The sequence below is a fragment of the Candidatus Nanopelagicales bacterium genome (genome assembly GCA_037045355.1).
Taxonomy (GTDB): Bacteria; Actinomycetota; Actinomycetes; order S36-B12.
This window is the reverse complement of sequence record JBAOHO010000014.1, coordinates 184,759-198,367: the sequence shown is the minus strand read 5'-3', so window position 1 is coordinate 198,367 and position 13,609 is coordinate 184,759. Positions and strand designations below refer to the sequence as shown.

Genomic DNA, 13,609 nt, shown 5'->3' with positions numbered 1-13,609 from the left:
CGTCGGCGCCCGAAACATGTCAGCGTGAGGAGACCGGCGCGTGTTTGTGCCAGCGTAGTGCTGAACCTGCTCATCGGGCGGATGAGGAACCCCGATCAGGGCACCTTCCGGCGGAGCGCAAGCACATGGGCCACAATGGCGGGCATGAATGCGCGGTCTCCCTTCCTGATCGGTGGCGTGATCGTCGCCGCCATCGTCGGGCTCGGCCTGTTCCTGCTGGCCCGCACCGGCAGCGGTGAACCTCCCGCTGCTGCCCCGGTGCCATCGCCGTCCGTGACGCCTTCGCCGACCGCTGGTACCCCCACCGCCGCACCGGATCCCGAGTCCGTGGCCGCGGATCAGGGGAGCACCGTGCTCAAGATCAAAGTGGCGGATTGCGAGGCCTGCCAGGTGACAGCGGTTCCGACCAGCACCGCGGGCGGCGCCAAGGACTGGTCGGCCACGGTGGAGCAAGGGATGGCGCAGATCGAGCTGCCGACCCCCCAGACGTTGGGCCTGGCGTTCTTCGTCCAGGGTGAGAAGGACGGCACCGACACGCCCGCTCGTACGCTCGTGACGCTGCAGCCCGACCAGGTCCCCCCGGGCGACCCGGTGGCGGCGGAGCGGGTAGCCGCTGCGAAGACGGCCGGCTACTGCTGGTCGGGCACGACTCTCGACGTCGCCACGTTGGCCTTCGCCGCGCAGGAGTCGGGCAGCCGAGTCCAGCGGGCGTGGGCCGATCCCGCACTGCCGACGCTGGCCGCACAGGTGGACCTGGGCAAAGGCTCTGACAAACCCGTCACGTTGGCCTGCGCCGAGGAGTAGTTCAGCCAGGTGCTCAGGCGACCGAGCCGGGCCCGAGCAGGGCCTTGAGTTCGGCGAACAGTGCCGGAGTCGGGGTGACCCGCAGACGGTCGTCCAACCGCAACACGGTGGTGCGACCGGAGCTGCTCAGGTGGAGCTGCACCTCGACCGTTCCGGGATGAGCGGCCAGGACCTCCTTGAGGCGATCGACGACCGGGGGGACACACCGGGCGGCTGCCATGTTCACCCGAACCGGGCCAGTGTGCTGCTGGGAGAGGTCGGGGAAGGTGACGTCCCGAGCCACCAGGCGCAGGCTGTCCTCGTCGCGGCGTTCGAGACGCACTGTGAACAGGGCGATCTTGTCCTCCACCAGGTAGGCGCTGACGGGGCCGTACTGGCGGGGATACACAGCAATCTCGACTGACGCGTCGAGATCTTCGAGTTGGACCAACGCCCAGGGCTCGCCCTTTTCCCGGGTGATCTTTCGTTGCAGGGAACTGACCAGGCCGCCGATGGTCACGACGTGCCCTGAGGGCCGGTCGTCCACCAGCAGTGACGCGATGGAGCAGTCGACCGCCTGGCGCAGCAAGTGCTCGACACCGTTGAGCGGGTGATCGCTGACGTAGAGTCCGAGCATCTCTCGCTCGGCGGCCAGCAGTTGGGATTTGTCCCACTCCCCCACCGGGATATCCGGGAGTACGGAGAAGCCACCGACTGCACCTGCATCGGAGTCGTCACCGAAGAGGTCGAACTGCCCGACCGCTTCGGCCCGCTTGACCTCGACAGCTGCATCGACGAGTGTCTCGTGCACCGAGACCAGCCCCTTACGGGTGTGACCCAGCGAATCGAAGGCCCCCGCCTTGATCAGGGACTCGACGACCCGCTTGTTGCAGACTCCGATCTCCACAGAGCCGATGAAGTCGGTGAAATCAGCGAATCGTCCGTGGCTGCGTCGGGTCGCGATGATGGACGCGACAACGTTCTCGCCGACGTTGCGGACCGCGGACAATCCGAACCTGATGTCGCCACCACGGGGCGTGAAGTCCGAGTCCGACTCGTTGATGTCAGGCGGCAGGACCTTGATGCCCATGCGACGGCACTCGTTGAGGTAGATCGAGAGTCGGCCCGGCCCGTTCGACGTGGACTTGTCGTCCTTGACACTCGTCAGGAGGGCTGACATGAACTCCGCTGGGTAGTTTGCCTTGAGGTAGGCCGTCCAGTAGGCGACCAGACCGTACCCCGCGGTGTGAGCCTTGTTGAACGCATAGTCGGCGAAGGGAACGAGGATGTCCCACAGCGCCGTGATGCACGCGTCGGAGTAGCCGTTGGCCTTCATCCCCGCGGAGAAGGGCCCGAACTCCTTGTCGAGGATCTCCTTCTTCTTTTTGCCCATGGCACGGCGTAACAGATCGGCCTGGCCGAGTGAATAGCCCGCAACTCGTTGGGCGATCGCCATGACCTGTTCCTGGTAGACGATGACGCCGTAGGTGTCGCCCAGGATGTCGGCGAGGGGTTCGGCGAGCTCGGGATGGATCGCCTCGACCTTCTTGCGCTCGTTCTTGCGATCCGCGTAGTCGTTGTGCGCGTTGGCCCCCATGGGACCTGGCCGGTAGAGCGCCAACACGGCGGAGATGTCTTCGAAGTTGTCCGGAACCATGGAACGCAGCAGGGCTCGCATGGGGCCACCGTCCAACTGGAAGACCCCGAGGGTGTCGCCGCGGGCCAGCAGTTCATAGGTGGGTCGGTTGTCCAGCGGGAGTTCCTCGGGGACGACCTCTTCGCCGGTGTTGGCGCGAATGGAGTTGATGCAGTCGTCGATGACAGTAAGGGTGCGCAGACCGAGGAAGTCCATCTTCAACAGGCCGAGCGTCTCGCAGGCTCCCATGTCGAACTGGGTGATGATGGATCCGTCGGCATCGCGCCGCCACACGGGGATAACATCCGTGAGCGGCTCGCTGGACAAGATGACCCCGGCCGCGTGCACGCCCACCTGGCGTTTCAGGCCCTCGAGCCCGCGGGCCGTGTCGACGACTTCCTTGACGAGACTGTCGGACTCGTACAGATCCCGGAACTCGCCTGCTTCGCCGAATCGCTTGTGCTCGGAGTCGAAGATGCCGGACAGGGGGATGTCCTTGCCCATGACCGCTGGCGGCATGGCCTTGGTGATGCGGTCGCTGAGTGCGAACGGCTGGCCCATGACCCGGGCGGCGTCCTTGATGGCGGCCTTGGCCTTGATCGTGCCGTAGGTGACGATCTGGGCGACGTGGTCGGCGCCGTACCGCTCTGTGGCGTAACGGATCATCTCGCCGCGGCGACGCTCGTCGAAGTCGATGTCGATGTCGGGCATCGACACGCGTTCGGGGTTGAGGAACCGTTCGAACAACAGTCCGTGCTGCAGCGGGTCGAGTTCAGTGATGCCCAAGGCCCAGGCGATCAGGGCACCAGCCGCGGACCCACGGCCCGGACCCACTCGAATCCCGTTGGCGTGGGCGTGCCGGATGAGGTCGGCGACCACGAGGAAATAGCCCGGGTATCCCATCTGGGCGATGACCTGTAGCTCGTAGTCGGCCTGCCGGCGGTGCTCGTCCGGGACCGGATCGGGCGCGAACCGGGCGATCAGACCACGTTCCACTTCCTTGACGAGCCAGGACTCCTCGGTCTCACCTGGCGGGACCGCGAAACGCGGCATCAGGTTGGCGCCCTCGGCGAACGAAACGTCGCAACGTTCGGCGATCAGCAGGGTGTTGTCGCAGGCACCCGGAAGATCGGACCACATCTCCCGCATCTGGGCCGCGGTCTTGATGTAGAAGTCATGGCTGTCGAACCGGAACCGCTTCTCGTCGGACAACAGACTCTTGGTGCCCACGCACAGGAACGCGTCATGCATCCTCCAGTCGTCGGGGTGCACGTAGTGGGTGTCATTGGTCGCCAGAAACGGAAGATCCAACTTGCGCGCGATGGTCAGTAGGTCGTCGCGGAACCGACGCTCGATGTCGATGCCGTGGTCCATGACCTCGCAGAAGTAGTTGTCCTTGCCCAGGATGTCGCGGAAGTCGGCGGCGGCAGCGAGCGCCTTGTCGAACTGCCCCGCCTGCAACCAGCGATTGACTTCGCCGGATGGGCAGCCGGTGGTACCGATCAGCCCCTTGCCGTAGCGGTCGAGAAGATCCCGGTCGAACCGCGGGGCACGGTAGTAGCCCTCGATGCTGGCCAGGCTGGACAGCCGAAACAGGTTGTGCAGTCCGACGTTGTTCTCGGCCCACAACGTCATGTGCGTGTACGCGAACTTGCCGCGGCCCTCGCTGATCTCGCCGGCGCCTTCGTCGTAGCCCCCACCGAAGTCCATGGGTGCACGTTCGAATCTGCCGTGCGGCGCGTAGTAGCCCTCGATCCCGATGATGGGCTTGACTCCGGCCCGGCGGGCCTTGGAGTAGAACTCGAACGCCCCATAGAGGTTGCCGTGGTCGGTCATCGCGATGGTGTGCTGACCAAGTCGGGAGACCTCGGAGAAAAGGTCGTCGAGACGGGCCGCCCCATCGAGCATGGAGTACTCGGTGTGGACGTGCAGGTGGACGAACGAGTCGTCCGGGGCCCGCTGATCCGGCACCGTTGCACCCCTCACCATGGTTGTCGACTGTTGCCCGGCGCCGACCGCTCGTGCGGTCAGGACCAGGGGGAAGAACCCGTTGACTCTAACCCGTGGATCCGACGGCTCCCGGCTGTCCCGCGGCAACACGCCGGGACAGGTTGGTTCACCTTCAGCCCTGATCGCCCAGTCGGCGCAGCGCCTCGGCGAGATCCGGTGGGTAGTCCGAGGTGAGAGTCAGTTCGCGGCCCGTGTCCGGATGAGTGATCCGCAGTTCGACGGCATGGAGCCACTGTCGAGTCAGCCCCAACTTGTCGGCGAGCACCGGATCGGCCCCGTATGTCACATCTCCGGCGCAGGGATGGCGCAGCGCCGCCATGTGCACCCTGATCTGATGGGTCCGACCGGTTTCCAACCCCACGGTGAGCAGCGTCGCGTACCGGAATGCCTCGATGGTGTCGTAGTGCGTCACGCTGGGGCGACCACCGGCGACCACACCGAAACGGTGATCGCGCAGCCGCCCGATCGGGGCGTCGATCGTGCCGCGCAACGGATCCGGGTGACCCTGTACCAGGGCGTGGTAGGTCTTGGTCACGGTGCGCTGCCGGAACTGCTCTTTCAGATCGGCGTACGCGAAGTCGGTCTTGGCGACCACCATCACGCCACTCGTGCCGACATCCAAGCGATGCACGATGCCTTGGCGTTCCGCGGCGCCCGCCGAGGCGATCGTGTGACCAGCGGCGCGCAACCCTGCGACGACCGTCGGTCCGGTCCACCCGGGACTGGGATGGGCCGCCACCCCCACGGGCTTGTCGACCGCGACGACGTGTTCATCTTCGTACAGCACCACCAGACCGGGGACGGGTTGCGGCAGCGGAGTCGGGCGGGTGGCCGGGAGGGTCACCTCGAGCCACGAGTCCGCGGCCAGCCGCACTGACTTGCCGATCGCAGCACCGTCCAGGATCACCGAACCGGATTCCGCGAGATCGGCCGCCCGAGAGCGCGAGATGCCGAGCAGGCGGGCGATCGCCGCGTCGGCACGTTCCCCGACCAACGCGTCCGGGACGGGCATTCGGCGGACGTCGTCGGTCACGAGGCCGGTTCGGTCTGACGGCTGCCCAGCGCCTCGTCAGATTGCCGGCCGGTGGGTTCGACGCCCATCAGCGACAGCACCACCACAGTGATCGCCCCAGAAACCACCGCCATGTCCGCCACGTTGAACACGGGCCAGTAGGGCAACCAGATGAAATCGACGACGTGTCCTTGGCCGAGCCCGGGCGGCTGGATGATGCGATCGACCAGGTTGCCCAACGCGCCGCCCAACAGGACCCCGAGCGCCACCGCCCACCAGACGGAGGTGACACGGCGCGAGTACCACACGATGACGATGGCCACCACGACCGCGACGGCGGTGAACAACCACGTCTGACCCGTTCCGATGCTGAAGGCACCACCCGGGTTGCGGATGAAGGTCAGGCGCAGGATGTCGCCGTACACCTCGACGGCGGGTTTGCCGGCCAGTGCCTGCTCTGCCCACCATTTGGTGAGTTGGTCGATCGCAACAACCACAACGGCGATGGCCGCGACCACGAGAGTTCCATTGCGGATGCCACGCGGTGTCGCCACCCGAACAGGGTACGCCGATATCAGCGGCGCTCTTGGCGCTGCTTGCAGGCCAGGCACATCGTGGCGCGGGGAAACGCTCGCAGCCGCAGTTTGCCGATGGCCTCGCCGCAGGACGAACAGATCCCGTACCCGCCAGAGTCGAGCAGTTCCAGGGCCTTGAGCACCTGATCGCGCATCTCCTCGACACTGGCGGCGAGCGCCATCTCGTGCTCGCGTTCGAAAGTCTTGGTGCCCGCATCGGCCTGATCGTCTCCGGCCCCGTCGATCGCCTCGGACATCATGTCCGCGAGATCGGCGGCCATGTCGATCAGCTCGGTCTCGAGGTCGCGCAGATCCTCCTCCAGTTCGGATCGGACACCGGCGATCTCGGCCTTGGTCCAGGCGGACTCGCCCTCGCGCACAGGGAGCCCTCCTCGCCGCAGTACGGGTGCAGCCCTCTTGGCCGTGGATTTGCGCTGAGCGGGGGCTCGCTTGGCTGCGGAACTCGGCACGGCCGGCGCCTGCTTGGTGGCCGCCTTGGTCGGAGCCGTCTGTGTCGCAGCTGCCTTCTTCGGGGCGGCTTTCTTGGTGGCTGCTTTCTTGGTGGCTGCTTTCTTGGTGGCTGCTTTCTTCGGGGCAGGAGTGGGTGGCGTCGAGGCGGAGGACTTCTTGCGCGACGCCTGCGCCGCAGGTGCCTTCGTGACTGAGGGCTTGGGCGATGCCTGCTTCACCGCCGTCTTCGTCTTCGCTGGCGTCTTCTTCGCTGGCGACTTCTTCGCTGGCGTCTTCTTCGCGGTTGGCCGGGTCACCGGTGTTTCCGTGCCCGCCGTCTTCTTGGTGGCAGTCTTCTTGGTGGCCGCCTTCTTGGTGGCCGTCTTCTTCGTTGGAGAGGCCTTCTTGGCAGGGGCCGACTTCTTGGCGGCAGCCGGCTTCTTCGTAGCTGCCGACTTCTTCGCGGTGGGTTTCTTCGCAGGGGTCTTCTTCGCGGGGGTCGTCTTCGCGGGGGGGCTCTTCGCGGTGGGGCTCTTTGCGGGGGGATTCGTAATGCTGGGTGTGGATACTGATCCAGGGGCCTTTGCCTTGGAGCGCTTGGCGGACACTTCGGACACCTTGGTCTTGGCTCCGGCGACAGCTCGGCGCAGCCCTCCGATCGCCTTGTTGGCCATGGCTTCGCCCTTGTTCGTCCGACAGAAACTCCCGCACTGTAGTCACCGCGACACGGTGTATTCAACCAGCCACGCGGAACAAGGACGACCTGACCTCTGGTCAAGAGCTCCAACTCCCTGCGATGACCCGCGATTGTGGGCTATTTTTCACATCTGGAACCTCCCCAGGGGGACGTCGCTGGGCGCACGTCCATGACCTGCGTCAGTCCCTTTGAATGGTTCGATCCCGACTTGCTAGGAGGCAGTTGCCGATGACACTCAAGCCACTGACATTCGCTGGGCTGGCCACCGTCGTCGGCCTCACCCTCATGCCGGTTTTGGGCCCGGCGAGCGCGGCACCGCAGGCTCCGGCGTCGCAGGTGACCGCCCAGGCGACTCAATGCCCCCGGGTTGTGGCGCACCGAGGTGGCTTCGAGACCGTCCCCAACCAGAACGAGAACTCGATGGCAGCATTCAAGCGCGCGGCCAACATGGGAGTGGATGTCCTCGAGACCGATGTGTGGTTCACCAAGGACAAGGTCGCCGTGATCATGCATGACCAGACTCTGGCGCGCACCGTCCAGGGCGACCCCCCGGGAACCGTGGGCGACTACACCTTCGCGGAGCTGGAGCAGTTCCGGTTGAAGAACGGCGAACGTATCCCAAGCCTTGAGGAGTTCTTGGTCTTCCTCGTGGAACGTGACTTGACGGGTTTCGTCGAGTACAAAGACGCCGACGACCCCACCCTGTACCGCCTGTACCTGGACCTCGTGGAGAACTCAAGTGCCAAGGTCTATGGCTCGGGCTTCTCCAAGGACTTCCTCAACTGGTTGCACGCCGAGGACCCGGCACTGCCGTTGATGTGGTTCGGAAACCGCAGCGGATCGGTGCCGATCGCGACCGAGCCCGCCGACGTGCCTCAGGGCGCGGATCCAGGACTGATCAACTACCTGCAGAGCAAGGAGTTGGTCGACCGCTTCAAGACCGCCGGCATGAAGATGAACGTGTGGTTCAACACCATCACCAAGGGCGACAACCCCACCGGCGAACCCAATCTGGTGGGTCAGGGCTGGGAGGGCCTGGCCCAGTTCGGGGTTCACTGGATCTCCACGGACTTCCCCGACTACTACAAGCAGTGGACGATGGAGAACAACACCTGCACGGAGCGAGCCCCGAAGAAGTCCATCGCCACGTGCGTGATGCCGCCGAAGAAGATGAAGGCAGGGCGCATCTACTCGGTGATGCTCGATGACTGCATGTCCAGTGCCGCGAAATCGGTCAAGGTGAAGCTCAAGGCCGACAAATCCGTCGCCAAACTGGTGCAGCGGGGCGACTGGTACAAGGTGAAAGCCAAGAACTCCGGCAAGGCCAAGTTGACGTTCTCTGCGCCCGAACGGATCTACCGGTGCGACCCGGCGAATCCCGAGCACTCGTGCACTGAGGCGGTCGAATGGGTCTCGTACTCGGCTTACCAAGACGTGAACAAGTACAAGGTCAAGTAGTTCGCCACAGCTGCGCGCCGAAGGATATCCATGGCCACCGTGATCTCGACCTTGTTCATGTCGCTCGACGGGGTGGCGGAGGTCGACCCCGCCTGGCATTTCCCGTACTTCGACGAGGCGATGGGCAACGCGGTGGCGCAGGATTACTCCGGCACAGACGTTCTCGTCCTGGGTCGCGTCACCTATGACAGTTTCGCTGGCGCATGGCCCGAGCGAGAGGCTGCCGGTGGGGAAGATGCGGCCTTCGCAGCCACGCTGGGTGACCTCCGCAAGATCGTGGCCACCCGTGGGTCGCAGGACCTCGGCTGGCGCAACGCGGAGTCCAGCGACGACATCGTTGCGAGCGTGGCGGCTCTGCGGGCCGACGACCGTGTGGGCAAGGTCCTGGTCGCAGGATCGCTGTCGGTGGTCCGGCAACTGCTCGCCGCCGAACTGCTGGACGAGTTGAGGCTGCTGGTCCACCCGGTGGCTGCCGGAAGTGGCGAGCACCTGTTCGACGCCGATGCGCCGATGCAGCCTCTGAGGCTGCTGCACTCCGCCACGTTCCCGACCGGGGTCGTCCAGCTCGTCTACGCGCCGAGCGAGTTGCCCGGCCAGGCCACCTACGCCGATGTGACCGAGAACGTTCCTCAGACCGGGTCCGACTGAGGGGCGGTCGACACCTCCTGAGTATCCCGTGCTCGCTGGGACGGCTGCTCGAGCGACTGCTGCATTGGGGCTGATCGGCTACCCTGGGCGGTGCTGCTGACGTCGAAGGGGACGCGCGGCATCCGACTGGTGATCGGACAGCGACCGGGGTTGGTGAGAGCCCGGACGATCACCGGATGCCGACATCGCCCCGGAGTCGCTGGAAGAACGCCTGCGGGCCAGTAGAACCAGCACCGACCACGAGAGGCCGCCACCGGCGGCAAGAAGGGTGGTACCGCGGCACCCGGCACGTGTCGGGGGTCGTCCCTTCCCCGACCCGGAGGACGACATGTACCGCGACGTGCCCGCCCGCATCGACAGCCCCGCCGCTATGGAGACGGGCATCATCGAGTTCTGGCGCGAGCACGACATCTTCCATCGCTCCCTGAAGCAACGGGCCGGTGCTCCGCAGTGGACGTTCTACGAAGGACCCCCTACGGCGAACGGAAGCCCCGGCACCCACCATGTCGAAGCCCGCGTCTTCAAGGATGTCTTCCCGCGGCATCGCACCATGAAGGGCTACCTCGTCCCCCGCAAGGCCGGCTGGGACTGCCATGGCTTGCCCGTGGAGCTGGCCGTGGAGAAGGAACTGGGCTTCAGCGGCAAGCAGGACATCGAGGCCTACGGGGTGGCCGAGTTCAACCAGCGGTGCCGCGAATCGGTGCTGCGTCATGTGGACCAGTTCGCCGCCATGACCGAACGGATGGGCTACTGGGTCGACATGGACTCGGCCTACTGGACGATGGCACCGGCGTACGTGGAGTCGGTGTGGTGGTCTCTGAAACAGATCTTCGACAAGGGCCTGCTCACCTCCGACCACAGGGTGAGCCCGTACTGCCCGCGGTGCGGGACGGGACTGTCCGATCACGAGATCGCCCAGGGCTACGAGGACATCGTGGACCCGTCTGTCTACGTCAGGTTCCCCGTCACCAGTGGGGAACTGGCGGAACGTTTCCCCGGAGTGGCCCTGCTCGTATGGACGACGACCCCCTGGACGTTGGTGTCCAACACGGCGGTCGCCGTGAATCCGGATGCCGACTACCAGGTCCTGCGACTGGCGGATGAGACGCTGCTCGTGGGCACGGACCTCGTCGCAGCCGTTGTCGGCGACAGCGAGTACCAGGTCCTGGCGAACCTGACCGGACGCGAACTGGAACACCTCGTCCTACCGGCCTCCCTTCGACCTGGTGGATGTTCCGGATGCGCACTACGTGATCTTCGGCGACTACGTCACCACCGACGACGGAACCGGCCTGGTGCACATCGCGCCCGCGTTCGGAGCCGAGGACTTCACCGCCGCCCGGGCCTACTCATTGCCACTGGTCAACCCGGTACTCCCCGATGGCACATTCGCACCCGACATCGACATCGTCGGGGGGATGTTCTTCAAGAAGGCCGACGAACCTCTGGTGGCGGACCTGCAACGACGCGGCCTGCTGTTCCGTCATCTCCCCTACGAACACCCCTACCCGCACTGCTGGCGGTGCCATACGCCGCTGATCTACTACGCCCAACCGTCGTGGTTCATCCGCACCACGGCCCGCAAGGACGAACTCCTGGAACAGAACGAGGCAACCAACTGGTTCCCTCCCACGATCCAATGGGGCCGCTACGGCGATTGGCTGCGCAACAACATCGACTGGGCCCTGAGCCGCGACCGCTACTGGGGAACGCCGCTGCCGATCTGGCGCTGCCCGGAGAACCATCTGACAGCTGTCGGTTCACTCGCGGAGTTGTCGCGGTTGTCCGGTCAAGACCTCCACACGCTCGATCCGCACCGTCCGTTCGTGGACGACGTGACGATGCCCTGCCCCGAGTGCGGCACCACAGCCGTGCGCGTGCCGGAGGTCATCGACTGCTGGTACGACTCCGGAGCCATGCCGTTCGCCCAATTCGGGTACCCGCATCAGGGCACGGAGGAGTTCGAGTCCAGTTATCCGGCGGACTTCATCTGCGAAGCAATCGATCAGACTCGCGGGTGGTTCTACACCCTGATGGCGGTCGGCACCCTCGTGTTCGACCAGTCCAGCTATCGCAACGTCTTGTGCCTCGGCCACATCCTCGACGAGGAAGGCCGCAAGATGAGCAAGCACCTGGGCAACGTGTTGGAGCCGATCGCGCTGATGGACGAGCATGGCGCCGATTCTGTGCGCTGGTTCATGTTGGCGAGCGGATCACCGTGGCAGGCCCGCCGGGTCGGACATCAGGCCATCGCCGAGGTATGGCGCAAGGTGCTCGCCACTTACTGGAGCACGGTGTCGTTCCAGGTTCTGTATGCGCGGGCGTCCGGTTGGGATCCGACCGACGTGACGGAGTCCGACCACGTCATGGACCGCTGGGCGCTGTCCCGGGCGAATGACATGGTGGCGACTGTCGATGAGTTGCTGGAGCGATTCGACTCACAAGGGGCGGGCCGCGAACTCGCCCGATTCATCGATGACCTGTCCAACTGGTACGTCCGACGTTCCCGACGGCGATTCTGGGCGGGCGACCCGGGGGCGTTGAGCACCCTGCACGAATGCCTACGACTGCTGACTCTCGCCATGGCCCCGTTCACACCGTTCATCACTGAGCGCGTGTGGCAGGACCTGTTCGCGGCGGGCGGCCCCGAGTCGGTCCACCTCGCGGACTGGCCGCAGCCGGAGCCCGCACTCGTGGATCCGCAACTGACGGAGCACATGGACTTGGTGCTGCGCTTGGTCGATCTCGGCCGCACCGCCCGCGGCGAGTCCGGGATCGGAACGCGACAACCACTCGCCGCGGCGCTCATCTCCGCTCCCGGATGGAGCCGACTGCCCCACAACATGCGGGCACTGGTCGCCGATGAACTGAACTGCCAGAAGTTGGAGTCGCTCTCCGACGCGGCCGGGGAACTCGTCGAAGTCAGCGTGAAGCCCAACTTCCGGGCATTGGGGCAACGCTTCGGCAAACAGACACCTGTGGTGGCCGCTGCGCTTCGCGAACTCGACCCGGCAGGTCTCGTCGCGCAGTTGCGCGGTCCGGATGCGGAGACGTCGATCCACGTGACCGGCATCGGTCCCGTAGCACTGACCGATGCCGACGTCGTCATCACCGAGACGCCGCGAGAAGGGTGGGCCGTTGCGGCGCAGGACGGAGCGACCGTCGCGCTGGATCTGCACCTGACCGACGATCTCCTACGCCAGGGAACAGCGCGTCAGGTAATCCGGGTCGTGCAGGAAGCGCGAAAGTCCGCCGGATTCGATGTCAGCGATCGGATCGAACTGCGCTGGGAGGCCCAGGACGACGAGGTTGCGGCAGCGATCGATGAGTACTCCGACCTCATCGCCGGGGAAGTTCTGGCCGTGACCATGAACGCGGGAACGGGGGATGGCGACGGGTACGCCGGTCGAGACGGCGCCTTCCGAGTGTGGGTCAGTCGGCGCGCCGAGCCGTGAACCGACTGCTGATCACACGGCCAGTCCGGACAGCACCGAGATAGCGATGCCGATGGCCAGGATGAGGACGAGGAAGGACAGGTCCAACGACACCTGACCCAGCCGCAACGGGGGGATGAAGCGGCGCAAGAGCCTGAGTGGCGGGTCGGTGGCCGTGTAGACACCCTCGGCGACGATCAGCAAGGGGCCCCGAGGATTCCAGTCCCGCGCGAAAACCTGCACCCAGTCGAAGATCAGCCGTCCGATCAGGACCAACCAGTAGATCCACAGCGCTGTCGCCAGGAGTCCGAAGAACGCGCCCACGCCTGTTGCGCGTCAGCTTTGGTTGAAGAAGCCGTCACGCGCCTGCTGCACGGCGGGAGCGTCGCGGACATCAACATTGGCGGGCGACAACAAGAACACCTTCTGAGTGACACGCTCGATGCTGCCGTGCATCGCGAAGACGAGGCCTGCGGCGAAGTCGACGATGCGCTTGGCGTCGTTGTCGTTCATTTCGCTGAGGTTCATGATGACGGGCGAACCCGCGCGGTACTCCTCGCCGATCCGGCGGGCATCGTTGTACGAGCGTGGGTGGATGGTGTGGATCGCGTAGGGATCCACAGCGGCGCTCGTCGATGATGCAGGACTGGCCGCGGCGGGTCGGTACGTCTCGGTGTCGCGCCTGGGCAATGTCGCCACGCTGGCCGGGGCGGAGTCGGCCGCCCGGGTGGGCGCCGGGGCCGACGATGCGTCGGCATAGTTGTCGTAGTACTGGGGGTCGTCTTCGACCAGGCCCAGATAGACGCCCAGTCGCTTCATCGCTGTTGCCATGTCCGCTCCTCGTTCGGGGAAGTGAGGCGCCGCAGTCCCCACTGGCAGTCCTTCATCTCTTTCGTGTCCACCAAA

General features: G+C 65.4%; 11 protein-coding genes. 5 read left to right on the top strand and 6 right to left on the bottom strand.

Features of this window, described 5'->3' with window-relative positions:
- The first annotated feature begins 144 nt into the window (after positions 1 to 144).
- Positions 145 to 804 carry a hypothetical protein gene (locus V9E98_09295; protein MEI2717176.1) on the top strand — a complete coding sequence of 220 codons (660 nt, stop codon included), beginning with the start codon at positions 145 to 147 and terminating at the stop codon, positions 802 to 804.
- 13 nt (positions 805 to 817) lie between these two features.
- Here V9E98_09295 and dnaE read toward each other — a convergent pair whose 3' ends face one another.
- From dnaE to V9E98_09275, 4 genes are all read right to left on the bottom strand, one after another.
- A complete protein-coding gene (dnaE, locus tag V9E98_09290; GenBank protein ID MEI2717175.1) occupies positions 818 to 4,390 on the bottom strand; it encodes a DNA polymerase III subunit alpha in 3,573 nt (1,190 codons plus the stop codon).
- A gap of 151 nt (positions 4,391 to 4,541) precedes the next feature.
- Complete coding sequence (locus tag V9E98_09285; GenBank protein MEI2717174.1) at positions 4,542 to 5,462, bottom strand: RluA family pseudouridine synthase; 921 nt, start codon at positions 5,460 to 5,462, stop codon at positions 4,542 to 4,544.
- Positions 5,459 to 5,995 (bottom strand): signal peptidase II, encoded by a 537-nt coding sequence (lspA, locus tag V9E98_09280; protein ID MEI2717173.1) that lies wholly within the window; start codon positions 5,993 to 5,995, stop codon positions 5,459 to 5,461. Before lspA ends, V9E98_09285 begins: the two co-directional genes overlap by 4 nt.
- 20 nt (positions 5,996 to 6,015) lie before the next feature.
- A complete protein-coding gene (locus tag V9E98_09275; protein MEI2717172.1) occupies positions 6,016 to 6,705 on the bottom strand; it encodes a TraR/DksA family transcriptional regulator in 690 nt (229 codons plus the stop codon).
- On the opposite strand from V9E98_09275, the gene V9E98_09270 reads away from it, so the two are divergent.
- The 4 genes from V9E98_09270 to V9E98_09255 all read left to right on the top strand — a co-directional run bounded on the left by V9E98_09270 (position 6,674) and on the right by V9E98_09255 (position 12,724).
- Positions 6,674 to 7,336: a hypothetical protein gene (locus tag V9E98_09270; GenBank protein MEI2717171.1), complete on the top strand. Its 663-nt coding sequence runs from the start codon at positions 6,674 to 6,676 to the stop codon at positions 7,334 to 7,336. The two genes, V9E98_09275 and V9E98_09270, sit on opposite strands and share 32 nt — an antisense overlap.
- 55 nt (positions 7,337 to 7,391) lie before the next feature.
- A complete protein-coding gene (locus tag V9E98_09265) occupies positions 7,392 to 8,621 on the top strand; it encodes a glycerophosphodiester phosphodiesterase family protein (protein MEI2717170.1) in 1,230 nt (409 codons plus the stop codon).
- 30 nt (positions 8,622 to 8,651) lie between these two features.
- Positions 8,652 to 9,269: a dihydrofolate reductase family protein gene (locus tag V9E98_09260; protein MEI2717169.1), complete on the top strand. Its 618-nt coding sequence runs from the start codon at positions 8,652 to 8,654 to the stop codon at positions 9,267 to 9,269.
- Positions 9,270 to 10,495: 1,226 nt separating this feature from the next.
- Positions 10,496 to 12,724, top strand: coding sequence for a class I tRNA ligase family protein (locus tag V9E98_09255; GenBank protein MEI2717168.1), 2,229 nt, complete (start codon positions 10,496 to 10,498; stop codon positions 12,722 to 12,724).
- A gap of 12 nt (positions 12,725 to 12,736) precedes the next feature.
- On the opposite strand, the gene V9E98_09250 is transcribed toward V9E98_09255, so the two are convergent.
- Entirely contained in the window at positions 12,737 to 13,027 is a 291-nt protein-coding gene (locus V9E98_09250) for a YggT family protein (protein MEI2717167.1), read from the bottom strand.
- A 12-nt stretch (positions 13,028 to 13,039) separates the two neighbouring features.
- The gene (locus tag V9E98_09245; protein ID MEI2717166.1) at positions 13,040 to 13,534 is read right to left on the bottom strand and encodes a cell division protein SepF; all 495 of its coding nucleotides are present in this window, start codon (positions 13,532 to 13,534) and stop codon (positions 13,040 to 13,042) included.
- Positions 13,535 to 13,609: the final 75 nt, after the last annotated feature.

Bases quoted from the DNA above. Each gene is read 5' to 3' on its own strand.
- V9E98_09295 (MEI2717176.1), top strand. From the start codon at position 145: ATGAATGCGCGGTCTCCCTTCCTGATCGGTGGCGTGATCGTCGCCGCC.
- V9E98_09245 (MEI2717166.1), bottom strand. From the start codon at position 13,534: ATGGCAACAGCGATGAAGCGACTGGGCGTCTATCTGGGCCTGGTCGAA.
- V9E98_09265 (MEI2717170.1), top strand. From the start codon at position 7,392: ATGACACTCAAGCCACTGACATTCGCTGGGCTGGCCACCGTCGTCGGC.
- V9E98_09260 (MEI2717169.1), top strand. From the start codon at position 8,652: ATGGCCACCGTGATCTCGACCTTGTTCATGTCGCTCGACGGGGTGGCG.